This window comes from Allobosea sp. 10L422 (assembly GCF_056395345.1).
Map to the genome: position 1 here is coordinate 17,092 of NZ_JBFTJI010000017.1, position 23,753 is coordinate 40,844.

A 23,753-nucleotide genomic window follows, 5' to 3' on the forward strand; every position below is an offset into this window, starting at 1 on the left:
CTGTTGGCGCACGCCGTTGAAAACGATCGTCTCCATGCTCAGCTTAAAGCTCGGCGACAATCCACCTCTTGAAGGCCACCATGGCGCCGGTTTCGGTCCGTGATCTAAGCCGCGTCATCCAGTAGGCGCCGGTAACGATACCGACGTCGAGAGGCTGTACAATCCGACCGGAAGAGATCTGACGCGAGAACATCGCGGCGGGGACCAGCGCAACACCGAGACCTTGCGCTGCCGCTTCGACCAAGGCCAGCGAGTTATCAAAAATCCAGCCTCGGGCGACCGGCGGGGTCAGCCCCGCGGTAAGGAACCAGAGCGGCCATTCGTCCTGGCGGTATGAGCGGAGGAGTGGCTGCGCCAGCAGGTCAGCCGGAGTGCGGACTGATGTCGCCAGTCCAGGGCTGCAGACCGGAGCGAGCGGGGCTTGCATCAGCTCGACCGCCTCAGTGCCATGCCAGGCACCGTCGCCGAACCGAATGAAAAGATCGAGGCCGTCGAGGAGCGTGTCGGCACGGTTGTTGTTTGTCTTGATCCGCACCTCGATCTGCGGGTGCCGCACGCTAAAGTCCTGCAGGCGCGGCAGAAGCCACCCGAGGGCGAAACTGCTGACTGCGCCGATCGTGAGAATCTCAGCCGTGCCGCCCGTACGCAGCTGGTGCACCTTGTCGCTGACCCGCCGTAGCGCATCCGTCAGCACCGGGAGCAGCGCCTGCGCCTCCTCGGTCAGAGCGATGCCACGCGGCAAACGCTCGAACAGCGTGAAGCCGAGATCTTTTTCAAGCAGCTTGATCTGATGGCTTATTGCGGTCTGGCCGACGCGCAGCTCCATTCCGGCCTTGGTCAGGCTACCTAGCCGCGCCGACGCTTCAAAGGCGCGCAGCGCGTTGAGCGGCAGTCTCGAAACATCCATCCGGAAGCCCCAGTTTTATTCATATCAAATCTGAGTAACGATCATTTGGCTAGGGCCATGCGGGCTCGCTACCTCTGCGCCTCCCTATGGAGACGCACCGCACATGACAACTCACGCCATTGATTCCCTTGCGGCGGACCGGCGCTCATTCTTGATCGGCGCCGGCGCCGCTCTAGTCGGCGCCGGGCCTGCCGCGGCCGCTCCTGGGACCAGTCTCGATCTCAAGTCTCTTGAAGCCCGCCATGGAGGCCGTCTCGGGCTTTTCGCCACGCGGGAGGGCCAGCGCGTCGGCTGGCGCTCAACCGAACGCTTCGCTTTCTGTTCGACATTCAAACTGTTTCTCGCAGCCTATGTGATGCAGACTGTGCAGCAGGGGCGGGATCGGCTCGACCGAGCCGTCCCGATCACAGCCGCCGACATGGTGCCGCATGGGCCAGTTACGCAGCCGGCGATCGGCAGAACGCTCACGCTGGACGAGCTGTGCAAGGCGACAGTCGAGGTTAGTGACAACCCGGCGGCAAATATTCTGATCCGCGAAATGGGCGGACTCGCTGCTTTCCAGCAGTGGTATCGTAGCATTGACGACCAGGTCACGCGCGTTGATCGACTGGAAATAGACCTAAACAGCGCTTTGCCCGGCGACATGCGCGATACCACGACGGCCGAGCAATATGTGGCCAACCTCGACCGCGTCTTGCGCGGCAACTTGCTTTCAGCGGCGCACCTGCAGTTGCTTACGCGTTGGATCACCGAGACACCCACCGGGGCCGGCCGGATCAAGGCCGGCGTCCCCGCCGGCTACACCGTCGGCCACAAGACCGGCACGGGCGCGCGGGGGACGCACAACAATATCGGCATCATTTGGCCGCCAAGCGGACCATCGATCCTGATCTGCGTGTTCTTCACGGGCGCACAAAACGCAACACCGGGCGCCATTGATGCCGTCGTAGCGGATGCGACGCGTCAAGCCATGAAGGCATTCGGGCTTCCATCTCGCTAGGGGAGCCGGTCGTCAGCATTCGCCGATATTTTCCGTGGCAAACTGCAACCACTGTGGTCGGCGTAACGGTTGTCGGTGGAAGTCGAATGGCCATTGATAGCGCATGATGGATGCGAGTCGAACGTGATCCACGATGATGCCCGCGCATGGATCACGCTGCGACAACCGCTATAATTGGAGGTACCACCGATGCCTAATGGCTTTCACGCCTCAAATCGCGACCGGAAGCCCGTGCCATACGCACTTTCAGAGAATGATTCCTCGCGGAGATTGATCCCGCCGCAGAATAGCTGGGTTGATTATAACTAAACGAGGAAAGGGCCACCCGCGCGCAGAGTGTTGCACGGGAACGCTGACCGGCATGGCGGGACAGCAGCTTCTCCATCCTAGGCGTATCGCGCCGGACTTACCAGGAAGCCAGACGCTGATGCATTTCTCCGATACCAACACATTCGCTCGTCAAATCCACTTGCGTGCGGCCAAGGCGGATGGGCCCTATGTGATTGCGCTCGACGGACGCAGCGGCGTGGGCAAGTCGACTCTGGCAGCCCTGCTAGCAGATAAGGTGGGAGCGGCGCTCATTGAGGGTGACGACTTCTTTGCCGGCGGCACTGGGTTGCGATCAGATTCCCCTGCCATCCGCGCTGCCGACTGTATCGACTGGCCCCGCCAGCGCGCGGTGCTGGACGCCTTGAGGCAGGGTCGCGCTGCCAGTTGGCGCGCGTTCGATTGGGAAGCTTTTGACGGCAGGTTGCAGTCAAGCGTGTCTGAGCTTTCACCGCGATCCGTCGTTATCCTCGAGGGCGTCTATTCGGCTCGGCCGGAACTCGCGGACCTCATCGACATGAAAGTTCTCGTGACCGCTTCAGACGCTTTCCGCAAAGCAAGACTGCTTGAGAGAGAGGGCACTATAGGTCCTTGGGAGCGCCAATGGCATGAAGCCGAAGAGCACTACTTCCGTGAGGTTATGCCCCTGGGCCGGTTCGAGGCGTTCTTCGACGCGGCCAATTCGGATGATTGAACGTGATTGGACCTGATGAGCCTGCTGAAAAATGGTGGCAGAGATCCCTGCGCTGACACGCGAACCGGCTCGGCGAGCTTTTGTCTCGACCGGCACCGCGGAATGTCGGCTTTCTGGCAGAGCTCCAAGTTCCGCTTATGGCGCAGTGCGCCTCGCGACGCACATCAAAGCCGACGTTGCCCTCTAGCATCGGAAGCGGATCGCTTCGGGCGAGACAGGTGCTAACCGCCTTTATATCTCTGTCCTAAAAACCGCGTTGTGCCAAACAGCGTTAGGCAACGACCGGTCTGCCTTCAATGGGCAAACATTATCGCTTCACCTCGGGTGGCGGCGCACAACAAACTTGATGAGCGCGCCGAAATCGAAGCTTCTCCTCAACCGCGCTCATTCTAGCTTCCCATTATGGCTTTGAACTCAAGGTGATCCTCGATTCCATATGAGCCGTACTCGCGCCCAATGCCCGATTGCTTGAAGCCGCCGAAGGGCGCTAGCGGTTCGTGCGCCATCCCGTTGATGGCCACTCGCCCGGCATCGAGCCGCGCGGCGATGGCGCGCGCGCGCGGGAGATCCTTCCCGAGGATGTAGGCGTGAAGACCATAAGGGGTGTCGTTGGCGATGCGGATTGCGTTGTCATCATCGTCATAAGCTATGATGCAGAGCACCGGACCGAAGATTTCCTCGCGCGCAATCGTCATCTCGTTGGTTACGTCGGCGAACACGGTCGGGCGCACAAAGTATCCACGGTCGAGGCCCTCAGGTCGCCCCTCGCCTCCGACAATGGCGCGCGCGCCCTCGGCAATGCCCTGCAAAATATACTTCAGTACCCGTTCGAACTGCCGACGATTGACCAGGGGGCCGAGGGTCGTCCGCGGATCGCCGGGATCGCCTTGCACGACCGTTCGCGCGGCCTCGGGGATCGCTTGACGGAATTCGTCCAACTGATCGCGCCGCACGAGGATTCGCGTGCCCGCGATGCAGGCTTGACCATTATTGGCGAGGCCAATGGCAAGGGCTTGGCGTGCCGCTTCAGCGAGATCCGCATCGTCCATGACGATGGTGGGCGCCTTCCCGCCCAATTCCAGGGTGACCCGCTGCATCCATTTCGCGCTCCCCTGCAGGATCGTCTTGCCGACGGCGGTCGAGCCCGTGAACGAGATTTTGCGCACGTCGGGATTTGCGGTCAGCGCGGTGCCGACCTCGCTGCCAAGCCCCGTCACGATGTTGATCACGCCAGCCGGCGCACCGGCCGCATGGAGACATTGCGTGAACAGATCGACCTGCCACGGGCTGAATTCGCTCGGTTTGACCACGACCGGGCAACCTGCCGCCAGCGCGCCGGCCATCTTGACGCTGATCGCGTTGTAGACGCTGTTCCAAGGCACGATGTGCAGTGCCACTCCGGCGGCTTGGGCAACGACTTCGGTTCCGTTGATGCGCCGGATGAAGGTGAAGTCCTTGAGCAGGTTCGCCGCGATGCGGAAGTTGGTAGCGGCGAGGCCGGCGCGCCAGCGCGCCTGTGCAATCGGCCCGCCATATTCGACGACCGTCGCCTGGGTCAGCTCCTCCGCGCGCGCCTCCACCGCATCAGCCATCGCGTTGAGCAGGTCGATGCGCTCTTCCCGGCGCGATGCCGACCACCCCGGCAAGGCGCGGCTCGCACTTTCGACGGCAAGCCGGGCATCTTCGGCATTTGCCAGCACGAGAATGCCGGATTGCTCTTCGGTCGCCGGGTTGAAGAGAGGCATCTCCTCGCGCCCCACGGTGCTCCGGAAGGTTCCGCCGATATAGGCCTGATCGTACTTGCGCATCTGGGTGTCCTCGCGTCGTTTGCCAGGCGCACTGGGCAACTCAACCAACCGGCAGCGAAGGATGGATGACCCTTCGGCTGCTCTCGCCACAGCCGTCTCGGAACCCAAGTCTGTGCATTTCCGGGCGGAATTGCGCGTTAGCCTGTGCTAGAGCCTGTCAGCTGTGGAGGGGCGCCCTAGACGCGACAGCCGGCGGCTGCGCCGGCAAACTACTGCAACTCGCCGGCGGGGAGATTTCCTGCGGCCGGACCATCGAGATCACGAGCGATCCGGCTCTCCCAGCTGCGCGAACCCTGCTTTCGAGCAAGATCGAGGGCTTCGTGCAGAAGAGCCGCGCAGCTGCCGACATCGCCGTCGACGCGTTCGACGATCTCGGCCTTCACGCGGAGTTGCTCAGGCAATCCGAACAGCTCGCCATTGCCCTGGCATCGAGCGATCGTCGCTTCGATCAACTCGCGAGCTTCGGGGTAACGAGAAGCCTGCATCAAGCCGCGTGCCAGGGCGAGGGAGAAGGACGTGGTCAGCAGTTCATATCGAAGGGCCCGGAGACGGGACAGGCTTTCCTCGATCGCGCCAACGGCTTCACCGCCCGCCCCGCGCTGGATAGCCAGCGCGCCGCGAAACCCTCCGGCCGCAGCGACATAGGGCCCGAATGCGTTGAGGCGAGCGCACTCCGCGAAGGCATCCAGGGCCTCTTGCGCGGCGTCCAGGTCATCCATCCAGAGGTAGACATCGAGCGACCAGATCAAGGCAATGCAATGGGTCACCGGATGGTCGAGCTGCGCCGCCTCGCGCACGGTCTGTCGTGCCATCGCCCCGGCCCGTTCCGGGTGTCCCGCCAGCCATAATGCGCGCGCCAGTGCGATAGCGCTCCGATTGCGGTGGTCGAAACCGTATCGAATCGTGCGGTTGCGCTGCGAAGGCGGGCTCTTCTCCAGTGCGAGTTCAAGCTCACGGCGGGCCCTGACCTGGTCGCCGGCGAGATGATGGGAGATGTCCGACAGAGAATAGGCGATGCCGATTGCCTCCGGCTCTCCGATCGTCTCGGCCACCTCGACCGCGCGCCGGGCATGCGACATGGCAGTCGAATATTCGCCGATCCGTTCGTGGAAGATGTGCAGGCCGCCAAGCGCTCTCAGCTGACTCCAGTGGTCTTCCAGGTGAGTCGCGACATCAAGGGCGCGCGTGAGCGCGTTACCTGCCGCGGCGCTATTCCCACGCGTGAACATGAGCGAGATGCCGAGGGAGGTCTGGAGTTCCAACTCGGTTGCGGTGCCGCGCTGCGAGTCCTCCAGATCGGATAACGCGCGGGCGCACCAGGTGCGGCATTCCAGCAAGTGAGACAGGTTCTGAAAAACAGGCGCACTCGCTGCCGCCAGTCGAACCCCGATCTTGATATCTCCGGTTCTGCTGAAACACCAATCCAGCGCGCTTCTGATGTTGCCAAGCTGGAGCCGCAGCGGCTGGGGATCCTGAAGCAGATCCTCGTCCTGCCTGACGATCGCCTCCAGCTCGCGGAGAAAATAGCTGGCATGGCGGCGCGCGGCGGCGACGTATTGATCACCTCCGCGCGCGTGGAGTTTTTCTCGCGCATAAGCGCGTGTCATTTCGAGCAGCCGATAGGTTCCGGATTCGCGCGATCGATTGGGCGTAATCAGCGATTTCGAGGTGAGCTCGTCGAGCGCGACCGCCACCTCGTTGGCTCCGATTTCAGGATCCGCGGCGACATCGAGCGCCGCGTCTATCGAGAAGGGCCCCACAAAGATCGCGAGACGCTCCAGAACGATCCTTTCCGTTTCGGACAGCAGGTCGTAGCTCCAGTCCAGCGTGGCCTGAAGCGTCTGTTGGCGCGGTCGTGCCGTTCTTCGGCCAGACCAGCCAAGGCTGAATCGTTCGCCCAGCTGGCGAGCCGTCGCCGAGATGCCGTGGGTCGCGACGCGGACGGCGGCGAGCTCGATCGGCAGCGCCATGCCGTCGAGCCGGTGGCACATGCCGCCAATCAGGCGCGCGGATTCTTCGTCGACCTCCAGCGAGCTGTCTGCGGCGGCGGCTCGCTCGCAGAAGAGCTGGACCGCGGGAAACTCCAGAAGCTGCTCGAGGGTCAGATCTGCCGAATTCTCGGGGTAGGCGAGGGCGTCGAGACGGTGAATATGTTCGCCGCGTACGCGCAAAGGTTCACGTGATGTGGCGAGCACGCGGGTATTGGGCGCCAGCTCCACGATACGCTCGACGATGTTGGCGGCGGGCTCGATGACGTGCTCGCAATTGTCGAGCAGCAGCAGGAAACTGTGATCGCGAATATGGCCGAGAATAACCGCGAGAGGGTCCTCGCTCTGGACCGCAATGCCCATCGCCCCGGCGATCATGGATGGAACGACGGTCGGATTTTCGAGCATGCTGAAATCGACGAAGGCGACCCGTCCTTCGAAAGCGACCGCCAGCTGATGCCCGATTTCCACGGCAAGTGACGTTTTGCCGACACCCGCAGATCCGACGATCGTAAAGAGGGGCGTATCCGCCACGCGTTCCATGAGGAGCCGCATGTCGCGCTCTCGCCCGATCAGGCGTGGCAGACGGGGCGGCAGATTGGTCGTGCCAGCGGGAGGATTACCGGCATCTTCGTCCTGGCCTGGAATGGACGGCGGCGCCGTCTCGCAGGCCGAAGGGCCACTCCGCTGCACTGGGGCCACGAAGGCGTAGCCAACGCCAACCTGCGTGGCGATGTATCGAGCCCCGTGCTCGCCATCGCCCAGGAGCTTGCGCAAACCCGCCATATGAAACCGGAGGCTTCCGTCCTCAACGACCACATCCGACCAGACGCGCTTGAGCAGCTCGCGCTTCGATAGAACCCGTCCGGGCTGTTCCGTCAGAACCACGAGAAGGTCGAAGGACCGCCCGCCAATATCGACGGCCTTGCCCTTCCGGGTCAGCAGGCGTTCCGTCGGAGAGAGGCAAAAGGGGCCGAAAGCACGGCGCTCGCCAGTTTGCCGGTTGCCTGTTTCAGCCACGATCGCCTCGTCTCCGAACCTGATCGACGCGCATGAGAGAAGATGGTGAGGCATGGTGGCGAAGCGCGAAGCCGATCGCTGAAACGCTCCATGCGAGCCTGGTGCCCGCCGGCCTTCGAAACGAGACATCGGTGAGCCGGCGGGCCGGCATCGACCGCCCTCCTGGCACGCGAGCTAAGCCGCACAAGCTTCCTGTCATCAAACGAGCGCCTGTCATGGGCAGGTTGTCTAGCACGGGCGGTTTTATTCTGGAACTATCATTCAATAAAAAGCCGGGCCTCTGCTGCCTGACGGGGTCAGCCGAATGTGAACACATATGCGCGGGCGCCCGATCGCGAAAACTCGATGGAAATCGTGCGATCGGCGATATCAGCCGATTGCCGGACCAGTTGATAAAGCCGCCCCTCCCTGATCTCGCCCCAGCCATCCGCGTCGACATCCACGCCGTGATTCTCGCCCGGCGCGTTGCCGTCGAGGGTAACGCGATAACGGATCGGCTTGCCATCGTCCGCGCCGCCCATGACGAGATGTGCGTCCCGCGCGTGGAAGCGGAACCGGATGACGCCGCCGTCACTGTCGAGCGTCGCGAACTCGCGTCCGACCGTCCATTCTCCCTTGAGGTCCCAGCGATTTAGTGGGAGCGGGTAGGCAGCGGTGTAGCCTCGCGATGAATTTCGGCTGACAGCTTCCGGAGATGCAAAGCCGCTGGCCTTGCCGTATCCTAGATAGGTTTCCGGCGATCCAAGATCTGCCCAGTCGGCCTCGGCTTCTATGCCGCTGCCACTGACAGGGACCACGGGGATCCCGGACAGGTTCTGGCCTGCCTCTGCCAGGAGGCCGCGGAGGAACTGCTCCGATTCCGCATACTGCCCTTCGCCGATGCGGTAGCCGCGCATGCGGCCTTGGGCGTCGATGAAATAGAAGCCAGGCCAGCCTTCATTGGCGAAACTCCGCCAGACCGAATAGTCGTTGTCCTGAAGGTTCGGATAGGCGACGCTGAGTTGCGTCGAGGCAAGCCGCACTCTCGCAGCATCATGCTCGAACTGGAATTCGGGGGTATGAACGCCCACCACTACGAGCCCCTTGCTCGCATATCGCTCGCTCCACGAACGCAGATAGGGCAGCGCGCGCAGCGAGTTGATGCATGAATACGTCCAGAAATTGACGACAACGACCTTGCCGCGCAGCGACTGCGGGCCGCCGGGAACGGCCGTCAGCCAGGGCTTCGCACCTTCCAGAACGGGCAGCGGGCTCGTGGTGGCGCCGTCCGGAGCGGCGGCGACGGCTCCCAGGCCGAACGGGCCGGCCCCCAGACCCGGACCGCTCAGGGCGCCCGTCAGGCCAACGGCCGTCGCGGCGCCGGCCGCCAGAAGAGCGGCGGTCACAAATCCGATTGCGTGGGTCTGGGCCATCGTCGCCAACCTTCTGCGGAGCGAGTGTGTCTCGGCCTCGCAGTCTGGCGGCCGCGTCCGGGTGCTTCACGTTAGGAGACGATGCCTCCTGTTAGTTCGTGATAGCGCGAGCTGTCGGCGGAAGCGCCGCAAGCGCGCCTTCTTAACCGTGCCGAGCGTTTCGCCACACGCTAACGCCCCATCATCGGACCTAACGAGCGTCGCGCTGCCGCTTCTCTACTCTCGGCCCGTGCAATTCGGGTCCCCGATTGAGGAGAAGGCGAGTGCTTGAAGATATCTCGACGTCGCGCCGCCGGTTTCTGGCGGGTGCAGCGCTTGCCGGGGCCGTGACCGCCGTTCCCTCGATCGCGAATGCCCAGACGCTTGCCGGGACCGCGATCCGGCCATTCAGGGTCGCCGTTCCGGAGGCCGACATCTCGGCAATGAAGCGTCGCGTCGCCGAGACGCGATGGGCCGATGCCGAGCCTGCGCCGGACGACAGCCAGGGCGTGCGTCGCCAGACCATCGAGCCGCTGCTGCGGTATTGGGCGACCGACTATGACTGGCGCAAGGTCGAGGCGAAGCTGAATGCGCTGCCGATGTTCCTGACCGAGATCGACGGGCTGGACATCCACTTCATCCATGTCCGCTCGCGCCACGAGAATGCGCTGCCGATGATCCTGACGCATGGCTGGCCGGGATCGGTGCTCGAATTCCTGAAGGTCATCGATCCGCTGACCAATCCGACGGCGCATGGCGGGGCCGCCGACGACGCTTTCCATGTGGTCATCCCCTCGATCCCAGGCTTCGGCTTCTCGGCGAAGCCGACCAGCCTTGGCTGGGGATCGGACCATATCGGACGTGCCTGGTCGGTCCTGATGCGTCGCCTGGGCTATGACAGCTATGTGAGCCAGGGCGGCGATTGCGGTTCTGTGATCTCCCAGCGCATGGCGCTGCAGCATGTGCCGGGGTTGCTCGCCGTGCACCTGAACATGCCTGCTGTGGTGCCCGCCGATATCGCCAGAAACCTGGCGGCCGGCGATCCGGCTCCCGCCAGCCTGTCCCCGAAGGAGCGCGGGGCGTTCGACCAGTTGGAGGCGTTCTACCGCGACAATTCCGCTTATGCGGCGATGATGAACACCCGGCCCCAGACCATCGGCTATTCGCTCGTCGATTCCCCGGTCGGCATGGCGGCCTGGATGTATGAGAAGATCGCCCAGTGGACCTATAGCGGCGGCCATCCCGAGCGCGTCCTGACCCGTGACGAGATCATCGACGATATCGCTCTCTACTGGCTGACCGGCACCGGCGCCTCGGCCGCCCGGATCTATTGGGAAGATCATTCCAACAATTTCAACGCGCGCGGCCTGATCGAGCTGCCGGTCGCCGTCAGCGTGTTTCCCGGCGAGATATTCCGTGCGCCGAAGAGCTGGGCGGAGCGCTGCTACAAGAACCTCATTTACTTCAACGAGGCGAGCAATGGCGGCCATTTCGCCGCCTGGGAGCAGCCGCAGATCTTCGCGGAAGAAGTGCGCGCCGCGTTCCACCCCTTCCGCTGACTTCCAACCCCATGAAGGAAAATACGATGTCGGATACCAGGACCCTGTACACCGCCAATGTCCATGTCGTCGGCGGCCGCGAAGGCAGCGCCCGCAGCGCCGATGGCCGCCTCGACGTCAAGCTTGCGCCGCCCGGCGGCCGCGGCGAGGGCACCAATCCCGAGCAGCTCTTCGCTGCCGGCTGGTCCGCCTGCATCGAGGGAGCGATGGCGATCGCCGCCCGGGCGAAGGGCGTGACCCTTCCGGCGGGCGTCGCCATCGATGCCGAGGTCGAGCTCCGACACGGCGATGACGGCTACTCGCTCGCCGCGCGCCTGAATGTCAGCGTTCCCGGTGTCGACCCCGAGATGGCCCGCCAGATCATCGAGGCGGCGCACCGGACCTGCCCGTATTCGAAAGCGATCAAGGGCAATATCGACGCCGTCGTCACCCTCGTCTGAGCAGCCATTCAAAGGAGATCGACATGAACAAGCTTATCGCCGGCGGGCTGCTGCTCGCCGCCCAACTGATCGCGCCTGTCGTGCAGGCGCAGCCGGCCAAGCCGACTGTCGTGCTTGTCCACGGCGCGTTTGCCGACTCGTCGAGCTGGAACGGCGTGATCGCCATCCTCGAACGGGACGGCTATCAGGTCGTCGCCGCCGCGAACCCGCTCCGTGGCGTCCGTGCGGATGCCGATGCCGTCGCGGATGTCGTGAAAAGCGTCGAGGGCCCGGTCGTTCTCGTGGGGCACTCCTATGGCGGCTCGGTGATCAGCGAGGCGGCGGAGGGGCGGGCGAACGTCAAGGCGCTCGTCTACGTTGCCGCCTTCGCGCCCGAGGCCGGCGAGACCGCGATCGGATTGACCGGGAAGTTCCCCGGAAGCACCCTCGGCGGGGCGCTCTCTCCACCTGTCAAGCTGACCTCTGGCGGGAACGACCTCTACATTCAGCAGCCGCGCTTTCCCGCGCAATTCGCTGCGGACGTGCCGGTCGCTCAGGCGCGTCTCATGGCCGCCGGCCAGCGGCCGATCGCGGAAGCCGCCCTTTCGGAAGCCTCGACGGCGCCGGCCTGGAAGAGCGTGCCGTCGTGGTTCATCTACGGTTCGAAGGACAAGAACATTCCGCCCGCCGCGTTGAGCTTCATGGCGGAGCGCGCCAAATCGCGCAAAACCGTGGAGATCAAGGGGGCGTCACATGTCGTGATGGTCTCGCACGCTCGCGCCGTTGCCGGGTTGATCGAGACCGCCGCGAACGCGCGGTAAACGGATCGGCTCAACAGGACTCCGAGCCCCGACTTTGAATTTGCGGCCGGCTACGCTGTCACGTAGCCGGCTGCTACCGTTTGGAGCTTCGTTGCAACAGCGAGGGCGAGGGCCGTCTGCGAGTGATATTCCTCGCGACCGATGCCGACCCTGAGGGCCGTGCTGTAGCGCGAGCGCCATACAGACCTCCAACGCATCGGGCCGGACCGCGAGCTTTGCGAACCGGCCCTTTGCATCACTGGGCGAACTGCGCTGCGGGTGGGACGAGGCCCCACCGGCAAAGTCAATGCGAGTAATCGGTGAAAACGTAGTCTGCGCTGGCTTCGAGATTCTGGAGCTTTGAATGGCAGGCGAAGCACGACTGAACCACGGCGGGGTTCTTCGTCGGCAAGCCGTTCTCGAACTGCCCGTAGCCCCAGCCGGCGGTCGCAGCGTAGCGTTTCGAATCCTTCACGCTGACCTGCACATTCGTCGGCGGGCCAGCCACGAATGATTGTGGAGACGGAAACACGGCGTCGTTGCGCGGCGAGGACTCATACCGCCATGCCAGCCGGGCGATGACCGCACCGTCCGGGAAAGGCCGGACTTTCTCCCGATAAGCCTTGATCGCGATATCTTTGCCGAGAATGGCGCGGATGTCGTTGTTCTGCCCGTTCTCCTGGGCGACGCTGACGAGCTTCCAGTCCCGATATCCCTCCGGAAGCTTCACCCCATAGGTCGGCGACCCCGCAGAAACATAGGCCGCAAGGCCCGCCGAAACCGTGACGATGGCAAGCGCGCAGGCGATCGTTTTCTTCATGGCATCCTCCTGAAAGCGGATTTGACGCGCGCGGCAGATGGCCCCGCGCGTCAATCGCTCATCCCGCCAGCTTGTCGACGTCGAGGACCGCCTGTGCGAAGGCGGCGGGCGCTTCCTGAGGCAGGTTGTGACCAATGCCGCCAGTGATGAGCCGGTGCTCGTAGGCGCCTGTGAACTTCGCCCGATAGGCCGAAGGATCGGGATGAGGTGCGCCGTTCGCATCGCCCTCCATGGTGATCGTCGGGATCGTAACCGGAGGGGCCAAGGCCAGCTTGGCCTCGAGCTCGTCGTACTTGCTCTCGCCCTCCGCGAGACCAAGCCTCCAGCGATAGTTATGGATGACGATGGCAACGTGATCGGCGTTCACGAAGGAGGCCGCCGTACGCGCGAAGGTGGCCGAGTCGAATTTCCACTTTGGCGAGGCCAGCTGCCAGATCAGTCGGTTGAAGGCGTCGGTATTGGCGGCATAGCCCGCCTTGCCCCGCTCCGTGGCGAAGTAGAACTGGTACCACCACTGCAGCTCCGCCTCGGGCGGCAGCGGCTTGACGTTGGCCGCCTGGCTGCCGATCAGATAGCCGCTGACGGAGACGAGGGCCTTGCAGCGCTCGGGCCACTGGACAGCGACGATGTCGGCGGTCCGTGCGCCCCAGTCAAAACCGGCCACGATCGCCTTCCTGATGCCGAGCGCATCCATCAACTCGATCGCGTCGGCGGCCAGTGCGGCCTGCTGAGCGTTGCGCGGGGTCGATGTGGAACGGAAGACGGTCGAGCCGTGGCCACGCAGATGCGGGATGATCACGCGATAGCCCCTGGCGGCAAGCCGTGGGGCAACCTCGGTATAGGCGTGAATGTCGTAGGGCCACCCGTGGAACAGCAGGACGGGGGCTCCGGAGGCCGGCCCCATCTCGGCATAGCCGATGTTGAGCACGCCGGCGTCGACTTGCTTGATCGGCCCGAGCGAACCGACCGGGCGCGACGGCTCAGGATGCGAGCTCGGTGTCTGGGCGTAGGCGCTGCCGGCGACGACCGTCGCAGCCGCGGCCGCCGCCATGCGTACAAATTCGCGGCGTTGAGGGGCTGCTATATCAAGCTGTCCATTCATGATTTCTCTCCATTGCAAGGCTAGGGCAACGGCAAACAGCTACGCTCATCCCCTCGCACGCGCCTGTTAATCGCTGTGATGCCGTGCGAGCGACGCGCGGGCCCGTCTTCACCACAGCGAGCTGTCGAAATCAGGCTCGGAGGAACTAACAGGAGCTAACTGGAGGAGCGCCGGGAACTCGCCATCATAGAGGCGGCGAGCGCTGACGATTTCGAGATCGTCTCGAGATCGGGAGCAGTGTCCGACGCGAAAATTCAATGGACGTCAAAATGTTGCAATTGAGTCCGGCCATGCTGCAGCGGGTCCGCGACGCCGAAACCGCTTGGAACACAAGTAATTCCGACAGGCTCGTTCGAAGCAGCACGATCGATTGCCAATGGCGCAATCGCGTTGATTTTTTGTGGGGTCGCGAGCAGATCCGGCTCTACATCGAGCGTCAGCTCAGGCGCGAAATGGACCGCCGGGTTATCCTGGAGCCCTGGGCGGAAACCGGCAGGCGATTGTCGCTTCGCTTCGCCGCCGAGTTTCGCAATGACAGCGGCACGTGGCTCAGGGTGCATGGCAGCGAGGAGATGGAGTTCAGCGAGTCCGGTCTCATCGCCCGTCGCTTCACATCGGCCAATGAGCAGGAAATCCGGGAAAGCGATCGCATGCTGCGCTGGGCCGAAGGTCCCCGGCCCCACGACCATCCGTCTCTTTCCGAACTAGGCTTCTGATCGGGCCGCGTCGAGGATCACGGCTCGCTCCGTGTCCTGGCTTTGCTCGCCGTCGCCGGTCAACAGATCGATGCCGCGCGTTTCTCGCAGCCGGGCCACGGCGATAAGCACCATCGTGTAGGAACCGGCGACATAGAGGCCGATTGCCTGACTGAAGCCGAGGGCGCCGATGCTGGTTCCCACTGCGATCGGCGTGATCCCGGCGAGGCCGCGCCCGACATTGTAGCAAAACCCCAAGCCCGATCCGCGCAGGGGCGTCGGGTAGAGCTCGGTCAGTACGGGGCCGACCGTGCTGTAGATTCCGAGCGCGAACAGCCCCAGTACGGGGGTGAGTGCCAGCAGCGCATGCGTCGAAAGCTGAAACTGCGTGGCTGCCAGTACGGTGATGATGCCGGCGGCTGCGAAAGACCCCAAGGTCAGGCGCCGTCCCACGTAATCGGTCAGCCAGGCGCCGAGCGCATATCCCAGGAGGGAGCCTCCGATCAATGCGGCGGTATGAACTCCGGCTTCCGCGGCCGTCAGTCCCCGTTCGACCCGCAGCATGGTCGGCCACCATGTCGCGATGGCCCAATATCCGCCGTGCATGCCTGTTGCGAGCATGCTGCCCTTCACGGTGCTGGGCCAGACGCCTCGCGAGAAGATCCTGTGCCAGCTCTGCCGTTGTCGAGCCGCCGTCAAAGCAGGTGAATCCTGCAAGTTGTTCCGGACCAGAAGCAGCGCCACAGCCGGCAAGAGAGCGACGAAAAAGACGACCCGCCAGCCCATTTCAGGTGGCAGACATGCAACGGCGACAGCCACCGTCGCTGCGGCCAAGCCCCAGCCGACGGCCCAGGCGCTCTGCAGCGTGCCGAGGACGCGGCCGCGCGTGGCGGAGGGAGCGATCTCGCTCATGAACACGACGCCGACAGCCCATTCCGCGCCGAAGCCGATCCCCTGGATCAGCCGCGCGAGAAGAAGCTCGTCGTAGTCGCGCGCGAGGCCGCACAGCAGCGTGGATACCGCCACCCATATGATCGTGCCGCGAAGGACCCTGATCCGGCCGATGCGGTCGGACAGCGAACCTGCGAGCCAGCCTCCGAGAGCACCGGAAATCAGAGCCGCCGAAGCCAGCATCCCGGCGCCCGAGGGCGTGAGCCCCCACAGGGCGAGGAGCGTCGGCAGGATGAAGGCGTAAAGCTGTACGTTCATCGCATCGATGGTGAAGCCCGCATAGGAGCTCCAGAACGCCTTGCGTCCCGTTCCGTCGAGGGATCGATACCAGAGAGGTCGTATCATCGCGATGTCTCCGCGCCATTCTCGACGCCTCTCCGATCGGCCGTCACCGCATCGAGGTCGACGATGCGGTGGATGGAGATGTTGCGCAGGAAGGCCTCATCGTGGCTGACGACCAGCAAGGCGCCGTCATAGCCTGCCAGCGCCGCCTCGACGGCGGTTATGGACTCGAGGTCGAGATGGTTCGTGGGCTCGTCGAGAATGAGCAGTTGCGGCGGTTGCGGACCGCACATGCGGCAGGCGAGGCCCGCCCTCAGCATCTGCCCCCCGCTCAGGGTACCGACGGTCTGCAAGGCTGCATCGGCGCGGAACAGGAAGCTGGCGAGAGCTGATCTGCACATGTTGTCGTTGGCACCCGGATTCAGGATGCGGAAGTTGTCGAGGATCGATCGCGCGGGATCCAGGAAGGACATATGCTGATCGACCAGCGCCGTCGACACGCCAATGCGGACTTGACCGGCGAGCGGGGCAAGAGTGCCCGCGATCACCTTCAGGATGGTGCTCTTGCCGATACCATTGCGCCCGGCGAGGGCGACACGTTCCGGCCCGACCATCGTGAATTCGAGGTTCTCCAGGAGGGGGCGTTCCCGTTCGTATCCCGCGGAGACGGCTAGCAGCTCCAGCACCCGCCGATCGGCATGCAGCCCCGTCGGGGGCAAGGCGATCGAGAGCCGCTGAAGTACCTCCACCTTCGCCTGGGCGGCTGCGACTGCGTCCGCCGCCTGAACTGAACGCTTCTCGCTGAGGCGAGCGCCGCTGCCGCCGCTGGCCTCGGCCGCATTCTTGCGTGCTCCGATCAGGAGCGCCGGCATGTCGCCACGGGCCGCCTTGCGCGATCCCGAGGCATCCCGCCTGGCTTTACGTTCGTTCGCGCGCTGTGCCTTTCGCTCCAGGTTCTCGCGTCTCTTCTGCGCATCGACGAGCTCGTGCTCGGCAGCTGCGAGCTCGACGGCCTTGCGCGCCGTGAACTGGCTCCAGTTGCCGCCATAACGGGCAGCCCCGATCGTGCTGAGCTCGATGATCGCGTCCATCTTGTCCAGCAACGCGCGATCATGACTCACGGCGACGAGTCCCATGGTCCACTGATCGACAAAGCTGAGAAGGGCCGCCCGCCCTTCGCGGTCGAGATTGTTGGTCGGCTCATCCAGGAGCAGGAAATCGGGTCGTTGGAAAATGGCCGCAGCAAGCTTGGCCCGTGTCTGCTGACCGCCGGACAGGATGCGCATCAAGGTCGACGCATCGGCGTCCAGCTGGACCTGGGCCAGAGCTTGCCGCATTCGCTCCTCGAGCGTCCAATCAGCCTCCCCAAGTTCCTCGACGCTTGCCAGCCCGAGCTCTGCCCGCCGCAGCACCGCGAGAGCGTCTCTGGCCTCGAAGACATCGGCGATCGTCGCCTCGGCCGCGACCTGCACGTCTTGCCGCACGAGGCAGATACGGCCGTCGATCGTCACGCTGCCGCCCGCACCGTTGCGCTTGCCGGCGAGCAGCTGGAGCAGCGTGGTCTTGCCAATGCCATTGCGGCCAACCAGCCCGACCCTCTCGCGGCCAAGCTGAAGATCCAGCCCCGTCAGGAGGGAGCGCCCATCAGGTGCCGTCAAGCTCAGCCCGGATGCGCTAATCGAGACCATGTATGCCGAGACCGACTTCTATATAATAGCACGGAGCAGTGCTATTATATAGAAGTCGGTGGCGATGCAACCACGGGGCTTTTGTGGGGCGGCGATTGTGAATTCGCGGAGAGGGGCCGGGAGACCGACGAAGGCGCAGGCGGTGGCGAAAACCGAGGCCCTTCTGGACAATGCCAGGGCGCTGTTCTGCGCACGCGGATATGCTGGCGCGTCGATTGACGAGATCGCGGATACGCTGAAGTGGTCGAAGCATACGATCTACAGCCGCTTTGCCAGCAAGCTGGCGTTGCTCGAAGCTGTCGTCGACCGGGATGTCGAGCGCTTCAAGCGATCCATGCTCGATGCCGCCGCAACGTCCGGAGGTCCTGTCGACGCGTTGCAAGCGGTAGCCCGCGCGTATTTCGGCTTCTCATCTTCGCCCAGCTATGCGGCCTTGTACTCAGCCGTCATGCTGGAGGCAGCGTCATCCTCGCATTTGCAGCAAAAGCTCATGATGTGGGCGGCGACCTCCCTCGAACCGTTACGCCGGGCGATCGAAGCAGCCACACCGCGTTCCGGCTGGACCGTAGGAACCGTCGAAGAAGCCAGTGAAATTCTGATCGATCTGCTCGATGGCGAGGCCAACAGGCTGAAGTGGTCGGGGAATTTCGCGAGTGCCGCCGCGGTCGAGCGCGCGTTCGTGCGGCGGTGGCAGGTTTTCACTCTGGCCGCCGTGCCGCAGGGACGTTGGCAAGAATGATCTTGAACGTTCGGTCAAATATTCTATTTGTGGGATATGGGCAGGGCGAAAGAATTCGATGTCGAGAAGGCGGTGGACGCGGCCGTGGCCGTGTTCCGCGAGCACGGCTATGAGGCGACGTCCGCACGGATGCTCGTCGACGCGATGGGCATCGGCCGGCAGAGCATCTACGACACGTTCGGCGACAAATGGGGGCTGTACCGCGCGGCTCTCACCCAATATTCCGAGATCGAGACCCGAGCGCATCGCGACATGCTCGCCAGCAGCGACCGAGGAATCGACGCGATCCGCGCCATGCTGGACCGTGTGGTCAGCCAAGCCTCGTTGGGTTGCCTCGGGATCGGGTCGATCGTCGAGTTCGGGTGCTCCCGGGCGGACCTCGTGGAAATTCGCGAAACATTTGGCAGATACCTCAATGAGGCCGTCATGGAGGCGCTGAAGCGAGCGGAAGCTCAAGGTGACGTCGCCTCCGGACTCGGAATCGAACAACTCGGGACATTTCTCCTGAGCGCAATTGCAAGCATGCGTATCGCAGCGCGGTCGGGCGCGAGCCGCGAGCACGTCGCAGCCATCGCCGAATTGACCATGCGAGCGCTGATATAGCCCCCTTTTTTTGTCGAATTCTGGAATGATCATTCTAATAAAAGGAACGTAAGATGAAGGCCGCTGTCATGACCGCCGTTGGCGCACCCGATGTCATGAGGATCGTCGAACGCCCGGACGCTAAGCCCGGCCCCGGAGAAGTTGCGGTCGATGTTGCCGCAAGCGGCGTCAACTTTATGGATATCGGCATTCGTCGCGGGATGCTCGAGGTGCCCCTCCCGCACGTGATGGGGGTCGAAGGAGCCGGCAGAATTGTCGAACTCGGCGAAGGCGTGACGGGTCTTGCCGTCGGCCAGCGCGTTGCCTGGGTTTATGTCCCCGGCAGCTACGCCGAGCGCGTTGTCGGACCTGCCGATTCCTTCGTGCCGCTACCGGATTTCATCGACGATCGGACGGCCGCCTCGCTGATGATGCAGGGGCTTACCGCCAGTCATTTCGCCACCGACTTCTATCCGGTGCAGGACGGAGACATCGCCCTGGTGCATGCCGCGGCCGGCGGCGTCGGCCAGCTCCTCACCCAGATCATCAAGATGCGCGGCGGGACGGTTATCGGAAGGGTGTCGAGCGAAACCAAGGTCGCGGCGGCGAAGGCTGCGGGCGCAGATCATGTGATCGTCGATGCAGAAGGGGCTTTCGCGGAGGAGGTCGTCCGGCTCTCGGGCGGCCAAGGCGTTCATGTGGTCTTCGACGGATCGGGACCTGCGACCTTCGAAGGTTCGCTGGCTTCACTGCGCCGCGCGGGCACCTTCTGTTGGTTCGGCCCTGTCCTGGGTTCTGGGACTGCGGTGCCCATCCTGTCGCTGCCCAAGAGCATCAAGCTCGGATACGCCGTCTTCTTCGACCACATCCATACGCCCGAGCTGCTGCGCTCCCGCACATTGCGATTGTTCGAATGGGTGCGCGATGGGCAGTTGAATCTGGCTCCGGCCACCAGTTTCGCGCTGTCCGAAGTAGAGAGGGCGCATTCCGCGATGGAACGCCGCGCGACGACAGGCAAGCTGCTGCTGATCCCCTAACGTCGGCGTTGGCTGGCTGTTGCCGTCGCCTTTCGCCCTGTCCCCGCGCGCCATCAGATGCAATGACGCGCACGTGAGTGCCGGCGAGACAAGGGCCGCCCCACCGCGACAAGCCACGTGCGCCCGGTCAAGCGGCTCAGGTTTCTGGCGGCTGCTTCCCGGGGATCGCGAAATGCGGCCGGCGCCTCAGCTGCTCGGCAGTCTGGCGCGGAAGGCCGAGATTGGCCGCGAGGACATCGACGGGGTTGGAGGCGAGCCAGGACGAGAGGTCGTTCGCCTCGTAGTGCCCATTGTTAAAGCCGATCAGCACGCGCAGCAGCGTGGTACCGGTGTTGCGAATGTAGTGGCCCGCGCCCATCGGAGCGTAGCCGACGTCGCCGGCATCGAACTGCTCGGTCACGACCTGGCCCTCGGCCAGAAAGACCGACATCTCGGCGCTGCCCTCGATGTAGTACTGCCACTCGTCGGCGTTGGGATGCCAGTGCAGCTCCCTCATCGCGCCCGGCTCGATTTCGAGCAGCGACCCGGCCATGCCGGTCGAGATCGGAAACTCTTCCACCGTGACCGTCCGCTGCGTGGCACCACCAGCGACGCGCCTCGGTTGCTGTGCCATCAACGGATAGCGATGGGCCGTCGTCAGCTCGGGCCGCAGGCGTTGGTCAGCATCGATCGAGGCGTCGTCCGGCGCCGGTCCCTGCACGAAATAAGCTTCGCCGCTTGGCAATTGCGCGATTTCTGCGGAGCTGAGGCCGAGATTTTGCGAGAGCACCCCGGCCGGTGTGCGGGCGAGCCAGTCGGTGATGCTGAAGGTATGATCCTCGGAGAAGTCGCCATTGTCGAAGATCAGGATGAAGTGGCATTCGCCGGGGCCGAGCCCCTGGATCGAGTGCCCCCAGCCGCGCGGGAAATACCAGACGTCGCCGGGGCCGAAGCTGTCCGTCGCGGAGGAGCCGTCGGGGTGCAGGATCGTCGTGCGGCAGCGGCCGGAGACCACATAGGCCCATTCGGCGGCGTTGGCGTGCCAGTGCAGCTCCCTCATCGCGCCGGGGCCAAGCCGCATCGAGACGCCGGCGATGCCGATACTCGCCGGAAACTGACGCACCGATGCACCCCGCGTCGCACCTCCCGCTCCAACGCGCGGCGTGGTCCGTTCGAGTTGATACCTGAAAGAGAGCTTCGGCCGAGACATGGCTTGATCCAATCGAAAGGAGGGGTGTCGGCAGGCGTCGACGCCTGACGGAGTTAGCCGCGAGGCTGGTCCGAAGCTTGGGCGGCCGACCTGAGCGTGGCGACGAGGCTTTCGACATCGCGCGCGCCATCGTAGCGAAGCCCGTTGATGAAGAGGCAGGGGGTGCCGTTGACGCCGCTGCGGATGCCGCCGAGAAAGTCAGCCCGGATCTTCGGATCGAAACGACCGTCGAAGCCTGCCGCGATGACGGCGGCGTCGAGCCCCAAACTTAGGCCGTAAGCAAGCAGATCGTCGGCGCTCAGGGCTGACTGGTGCTCGTATAGCAAGTCGTGTGCTTGCCAGAACCGTCCGCTGCTGGCCGCAGCCTCCGCGAATTGCGCTGCGCGGAAGGCATGCGGATGAAGCTCGGAGATTGGAAAGTTCCGGAAGACAAAGCGCAGATCGTCGCCCAAGCTGCGTTGCACCGCCCCGATGATCGGATAGGCCTCGCCGCAGTACGGGCACTCATAGTCGCCATATTCGACCAGCGTGACGGGAGCCTGCGGCTTCCCCTGCGCATGATCGCGGCTGCTGACAGGGATGGAAAGGCCGGTCATGCCAGGCCTCCTTCCGCAGGCGCCGATGCGTCGAGCCTGTCCAGCGCCGCGAAAATTCCGTCCGCGCCCGGATTGATGCCGAGAGGCGCGACGAAGCTCCAGCGGATGATGCCAGCCCCGTCTATCACGAAAAGAGCCCGTTCCGAGATGCCCTCGCTCTCTCGATAGACGCCATATCGGCGGGCAACGGTCCCCTTGGGCTGGAAGTCGGCCAGCAGGGGGAAATGCAGCTTCCGCTGCTGGGCGAAGGCGGCATGGCACCAGACGCCGTCGACCGAGATGCCGACCAGCTGCGCACCGGCCCGGTGAAACTCGGGCAGGATTTCGTTGTAGAGCGCCATCTGGTCACCGCAGACGGGACTCCAGTCGGCAGGATAGAATGCCAGGATTGCCGGCCTGCCCCGCAGGTCGGCAAGGGAGACCTGCTGGTCCGGCGTCGCCGGCAAGCTGAAGTCCGGGGCAGCGATGCCGGCGGGCAATGCTCGGCCAGAATGGTGATCCGACATGAACAGGTCTCCGATCCGGTCCCTCACGACACTCAGCGGCTCTGACGGGTGGTTTCGTAGAGGAACCAGCTCCGGCGCTCGGATTCGTCGATCCAGACCTCGATCAGGCTGGTCGAGGCGACATCGCCATGGTTCTCGCAGACGCCGTGGGCCGATCGCAGAAACCCGGTCAGGCGACGGTTGTCGTCAGCCAGCTCCGCGAGCATGTCTTCCGGCGTGACATAGTCCGCGTCATTGTCGGGGAGCCGCTGGATTCGCGCGATATGGCCGATCGAGCGCAGCGTCGTGCCACCGACCTTGCGGGCACGTTCAGCGAGAGCGTCGGTCGTCGCGAAGATCTGTTCGCCCTGCTCATCCAGCATCAGGTGGTAATCGCGGAAATGCGGGCCCGACATGTGCCAGTGGAAATTCTTGGTCTTCAGATAGAGCGCGAACATGTCGGCGAGGACGCCGGTCAATGCAGCAGCGATATCCGTGGTCGCGTTCGTGCCGAGGTCGGTTGGCGTGCGCAGCGCGGCGTCGCGGATAGGATGACGAGACAGATCGTTCATGACGGCTCTCCGGTTCTGGCTGAGAAGGAGCCGCACTCGGAGCGCTCCTCCGCCGGGCTTCTTCAAACCCGACGACCAGAGCCTAGGCCACGCCGATCGGGCGCTGAATCGAACGAAGGCATGCCGACCTCATACCTGAGTTTATGGTCGGGCCGTCCGACGCAACCTGCCGGGCCGAAACCTAAACCACTGTATGATTTCATTACCGCGCGTATTCACCAGAGTAGCCCGGCGGAAAAACGCGCCCGCTTTCAGCTACCGGGGGAGAATACGAGCATGCAGATCCCGATCTCAGGGCCTGGTGAGGCAATCCAGGTCACCGCCGAGCGTTCGCGACAGGAGATGGCGCGTCTGATGGCGGTTGCCGGACACGATCTCAAGCAGCCCATCCAGGTCGCAATGCTGTCGATCGCGATGGCTATTCGTGGAGATGTCTCCGCCCCGACTGCAAAGCGACTGAAGGTTGCGCTCGATGCAATGAAGCGGCTCAACGTCGAACTCGACGACATCGCCCGGCTCTCGCAGCGCGACGGGGCGACCTCAGTCCGGCTAAGGCCGGTTCGCCTGGGCGAGCTCCTGGCCGAGGTAGAAGCGGATTGGCGCATCTATACCGATGCCTGCGGCACCGTGCTTACGATCGATAGCCACACCGGCTATGTCGCGACAGATCCGCGGATGCTGAAGACGATCCTGCGAAATCTCGTGGGGAATGCGATCCGGCATGCCGGGCCACGCGGACATGTGTCGGTTCACTGCCAGCGACATGGCGATCGGATTCGGATCAATGTCGACGACAACGGAGACGGAATCCCTGCTGCGTATCTGTCGCGGATATTCGATGCGTTCGAGCGCGGAAGCGCTTCCGGCGGGGATGACGGCCTCGGGCTCGGCCTGACCATCGTTCGGCAGACAGCCGACCTGCTCCGCCATCCTATTTCAGTACGATCCGCAGAGAATGAAGGCTCGACATTCTCGATCGAGGTGCCGTGCGCGGGGGTGGAAACGCCGCCGGTCATCGATGTCGACTTTGTCCGAACCGGGCGAACTGATCGGATTTTGCGGCTGTGATTATTTTTTCTACAGGAGATGACGGCCACTGGCG

At 63.9% G+C, this 23,753-nt stretch carries 22 protein-coding genes; 10 read left to right on the top strand and 12 right to left on the bottom strand.

Annotation, left to right across the window (positions count from 1 at the left end; translation table 11 throughout):
• Nucleotides 1-43: 43 nt before the first annotated feature.
• The gene (locus tag AC1DEZ_RS25130) at nt 44-907 is read right to left on the bottom strand and encodes a LysR family transcriptional regulator (RefSeq protein ID WP_476780984.1); all 864 of its coding nucleotides are present in this window, start codon (nt 905-907) and stop codon (nt 44-46) included.
• 103 nt (nt 908-1,010) lie between these two features.
• Between AC1DEZ_RS25130 and bla the strand changes: the two genes are divergently transcribed.
• A complete protein-coding gene (gene bla / locus AC1DEZ_RS25135) occupies nt 1,011-1,907 on the top strand; it encodes a class A beta-lactamase (RefSeq protein ID WP_476780985.1) in 897 nt (298 codons plus the stop codon).
• 427 nt (nt 1,908-2,334) lie between these two features.
• Nucleotides 2,335-2,928, top strand: coding sequence for a uridine kinase family protein (locus tag AC1DEZ_RS25140; RefSeq protein ID WP_476780986.1), 594 nt, complete (start codon nt 2,335-2,337; stop codon nt 2,926-2,928).
• Between the two features lie 389 nt (nt 2,929-3,317).
• Here the strand turns inward: AC1DEZ_RS25140 and AC1DEZ_RS25145 are convergent, their stop codons facing one another.
• The 3 genes from AC1DEZ_RS25145 to AC1DEZ_RS25155 form a co-directional block, all read right to left on the bottom strand.
• Nucleotides 3,318-4,736, bottom strand: coding sequence for an aldehyde dehydrogenase family protein (locus AC1DEZ_RS25145; RefSeq protein ID WP_476780987.1), 1,419 nt, complete (start codon nt 4,734-4,736; stop codon nt 3,318-3,320).
• Between the two features lie 209 nt (nt 4,737-4,945).
• Nucleotides 4,946-7,744, bottom strand: coding sequence for an ATP-binding protein (locus tag AC1DEZ_RS25150; protein WP_476780988.1), 2,799 nt, complete (start codon nt 7,742-7,744; stop codon nt 4,946-4,948).
• Between the two features lie 296 nt (nt 7,745-8,040).
• Nucleotides 8,041-9,156, bottom strand: coding sequence for a redoxin domain-containing protein (locus tag AC1DEZ_RS25155; RefSeq protein ID WP_476780989.1), 1,116 nt, complete (start codon nt 9,154-9,156; stop codon nt 8,041-8,043).
• Between the two features lie 263 nt (nt 9,157-9,419).
• On the opposite strand from AC1DEZ_RS25155, the gene AC1DEZ_RS25160 reads away from it, so the two are divergent.
• Genes AC1DEZ_RS25160 through AC1DEZ_RS25170 form a run of 3 tightly spaced genes read left to right on the top strand, consistent with a single transcriptional unit; the run spans nt 9,420 to nt 11,934 of the window.
• The gene (locus AC1DEZ_RS25160) at nt 9,420-10,694 is read left to right on the top strand and encodes an epoxide hydrolase family protein (protein WP_476780990.1); all 1,275 of its coding nucleotides are present in this window, start codon (nt 9,420-9,422) and stop codon (nt 10,692-10,694) included.
• 26 nt (nt 10,695-10,720) lie between these two features.
• Entirely contained in the window at nt 10,721-11,134 is a 414-nt protein-coding gene (locus AC1DEZ_RS25165) for an organic hydroperoxide resistance protein (protein WP_476780991.1), read from the top strand.
• Nucleotides 11,135-11,157: 23 nt separating this feature from the next.
• Entirely contained in the window at nt 11,158-11,934 is a 777-nt protein-coding gene (locus tag AC1DEZ_RS25170; protein WP_476780992.1) for an alpha/beta fold hydrolase, read from the top strand.
• Between the two features lie 283 nt (nt 11,935-12,217).
• Here the strand turns inward: AC1DEZ_RS25170 and AC1DEZ_RS25175 are convergent, their stop codons facing one another.
• On the bottom strand, nt 12,218-12,733 hold the full coding sequence (locus AC1DEZ_RS25175; RefSeq protein ID WP_476780993.1) for a cytochrome P460 family protein: 516 nt from the start codon (nt 12,731-12,733) through the stop codon (nt 12,218-12,220).
• A 58-nt stretch (nt 12,734-12,791) separates the two neighbouring features.
• Nucleotides 12,792-13,835 (bottom strand): alpha/beta fold hydrolase, encoded by a 1,044-nt coding sequence (locus AC1DEZ_RS25180; protein WP_476780994.1) that lies wholly within the window; start codon nt 13,833-13,835, stop codon nt 12,792-12,794.
• Nucleotides 13,836-14,092: 257 nt separating this feature from the next.
• Here AC1DEZ_RS25180 and AC1DEZ_RS25185 point away from each other — a divergent pair, with 257 nt between their 5' ends.
• Entirely contained in the window at nt 14,093-14,551 is a 459-nt protein-coding gene (locus AC1DEZ_RS25185) for a DUF1348 family protein (RefSeq protein ID WP_476780995.1), read from the top strand.
• Here the strand turns inward: AC1DEZ_RS25185 and AC1DEZ_RS25190 are convergent.
• Both AC1DEZ_RS25190 and AC1DEZ_RS25195 read right to left on the bottom strand, forming a co-directional pair.
• On the bottom strand, nt 14,540-15,826 hold the full coding sequence (locus AC1DEZ_RS25190) for an MFS transporter (RefSeq protein ID WP_476780996.1): 1,287 nt from the start codon (nt 15,824-15,826) through the stop codon (nt 14,540-14,542). The genes AC1DEZ_RS25185 and AC1DEZ_RS25190 overlap by 12 nt on opposite strands.
• Nucleotides 15,823-17,451, bottom strand: coding sequence for an ABC-F family ATP-binding cassette domain-containing protein (locus tag AC1DEZ_RS25195; RefSeq protein ID WP_476780997.1), 1,629 nt, complete (start codon nt 17,449-17,451; stop codon nt 15,823-15,825). The genes AC1DEZ_RS25190 and AC1DEZ_RS25195 overlap by 4 nt, the downstream gene beginning before the upstream one ends.
• A 142-nt stretch (nt 17,452-17,593) precedes the next feature.
• On the opposite strand from AC1DEZ_RS25195, the gene AC1DEZ_RS25200 reads away from it, so the two are divergent.
• From AC1DEZ_RS25200 to AC1DEZ_RS25210, 3 genes are all read left to right on the top strand, one after another.
• Entirely contained in the window at nt 17,594-18,190 is a 597-nt protein-coding gene (locus AC1DEZ_RS25200) for a TetR/AcrR family transcriptional regulator (RefSeq protein ID WP_476780998.1), read from the top strand.
• Between the two features lie 72 nt (nt 18,191-18,262).
• On the top strand, nt 18,263-18,793 hold the full coding sequence (locus AC1DEZ_RS25205) for a TetR/AcrR family transcriptional regulator (RefSeq protein ID WP_476780999.1): 531 nt from the start codon (nt 18,263-18,265) through the stop codon (nt 18,791-18,793).
• Between the two features lie 53 nt (nt 18,794-18,846).
• Nucleotides 18,847-19,809, top strand: coding sequence for a quinone oxidoreductase family protein (locus tag AC1DEZ_RS25210; protein ID WP_476781000.1), 963 nt, complete (start codon nt 18,847-18,849; stop codon nt 19,807-19,809).
• Between the two features lie 136 nt (nt 19,810-19,945).
• On the opposite strand, the gene AC1DEZ_RS25215 is transcribed toward AC1DEZ_RS25210, so the two are convergent.
• From AC1DEZ_RS25215 to AC1DEZ_RS25230, 4 genes are read right to left on the bottom strand one after another with little or no spacing between them, the layout of a single operon-like run.
• A complete protein-coding gene (locus AC1DEZ_RS25215; protein ID WP_476781001.1) occupies nt 19,946-20,998 on the bottom strand; it encodes a cupin domain-containing protein in 1,053 nt (350 codons plus the stop codon).
• 53 nt (nt 20,999-21,051) lie between these two features.
• The gene (locus AC1DEZ_RS25220; protein WP_476781002.1) at nt 21,052-21,594 is read right to left on the bottom strand and encodes a DsbA family protein; all 543 of its coding nucleotides are present in this window, start codon (nt 21,592-21,594) and stop codon (nt 21,052-21,054) included.
• Entirely contained in the window at nt 21,591-22,100 is a 510-nt protein-coding gene (locus tag AC1DEZ_RS25225; protein WP_476781003.1) for a redoxin domain-containing protein, read from the bottom strand. The genes AC1DEZ_RS25220 and AC1DEZ_RS25225 overlap by 4 nt, the downstream gene beginning before the upstream one ends.
• A 32-nt stretch (nt 22,101-22,132) precedes the next feature.
• The gene (locus AC1DEZ_RS25230; protein WP_476781004.1) at nt 22,133-22,651 is read right to left on the bottom strand and encodes a Dps family protein; all 519 of its coding nucleotides are present in this window, start codon (nt 22,649-22,651) and stop codon (nt 22,133-22,135) included.
• Between the two features lie 276 nt (nt 22,652-22,927).
• Between AC1DEZ_RS25230 and AC1DEZ_RS25235 the strand changes: the two genes are divergently transcribed.
• Nucleotides 22,928-23,719 carry a sensor histidine kinase gene (locus AC1DEZ_RS25235; RefSeq protein WP_476781005.1) on the top strand — a complete coding sequence of 264 codons (792 nt, stop codon included), beginning with the start codon at nt 22,928-22,930 and terminating at the stop codon, nt 23,717-23,719.
• The last annotated feature ends 34 nt before the right edge of the window (nt 23,720-23,753 follow it).

Coding starts and splice junctions, on each gene's coding strand:
- AC1DEZ_RS25235 (WP_476781005.1), top strand. CDS start 22,928: ATGCAGATCCCGATCTCAGGGCCTGGTGAGGCAATCCAGGTCACCGCC.
- AC1DEZ_RS25165 (WP_476780991.1), top strand. CDS start 10,721: ATGTCGGATACCAGGACCCTGTACACCGCCAATGTCCATGTCGTCGGC.
- AC1DEZ_RS25190 (WP_476780996.1), bottom strand. CDS start 15,826: ATGATACGACCTCTCTGGTATCGATCCCTCGACGGAACGGGACGCAAG.
- AC1DEZ_RS25215 (WP_476781001.1), bottom strand. CDS start 20,998: ATGTCTCGGCCGAAGCTCTCTTTCAGGTATCAACTCGAACGGACCACG.
- AC1DEZ_RS25230 (WP_476781004.1), bottom strand. CDS start 22,651: ATGAACGATCTGTCTCGTCATCCTATCCGCGACGCCGCGCTGCGCACG.
- AC1DEZ_RS25210 (WP_476781000.1), top strand. CDS start 18,847: ATGAAGGCCGCTGTCATGACCGCCGTTGGCGCACCCGATGTCATGAGG.
- AC1DEZ_RS25130 (WP_476780984.1), bottom strand. CDS start 907: ATGGATGTTTCGAGACTGCCGCTCAACGCGCTGCGCGCCTTTGAAGCG.
- AC1DEZ_RS25180 (WP_476780994.1), bottom strand. CDS start 13,835: ATGAATGGACAGCTTGATATAGCAGCCCCTCAACGCCGCGAATTTGTA.
- AC1DEZ_RS25220 (WP_476781002.1), bottom strand. CDS start 21,594: ATGACCGGCCTTTCCATCCCTGTCAGCAGCCGCGATCATGCGCAGGGG.
- AC1DEZ_RS25140 (WP_476780986.1), top strand. CDS start 2,335: ATGCATTTCTCCGATACCAACACATTCGCTCGTCAAATCCACTTGCGT.
- AC1DEZ_RS25145 (WP_476780987.1), bottom strand. CDS start 4,736: ATGCGCAAGTACGATCAGGCCTATATCGGCGGAACCTTCCGGAGCACC.
- AC1DEZ_RS25195 (WP_476780997.1), bottom strand. CDS start 17,451: ATGGTCTCGATTAGCGCATCCGGGCTGAGCTTGACGGCACCTGATGGG.
- bla (WP_476780985.1), top strand. CDS start 1,011: ATGACAACTCACGCCATTGATTCCCTTGCGGCGGACCGGCGCTCATTC.
- AC1DEZ_RS25155 (WP_476780989.1), bottom strand. CDS start 9,156: ATGGCCCAGACCCACGCAATCGGATTTGTGACCGCCGCTCTTCTGGCG.
- AC1DEZ_RS25185 (WP_476780995.1), top strand. CDS start 14,093: ATGGACGTCAAAATGTTGCAATTGAGTCCGGCCATGCTGCAGCGGGTC.
- AC1DEZ_RS25175 (WP_476780993.1), bottom strand. CDS start 12,733: ATGAAGAAAACGATCGCCTGCGCGCTTGCCATCGTCACGGTTTCGGCG.
- AC1DEZ_RS25170 (WP_476780992.1), top strand. CDS start 11,158: ATGAACAAGCTTATCGCCGGCGGGCTGCTGCTCGCCGCCCAACTGATC.
- AC1DEZ_RS25225 (WP_476781003.1), bottom strand. CDS start 22,100: ATGTCGGATCACCATTCTGGCCGAGCATTGCCCGCCGGCATCGCTGCC.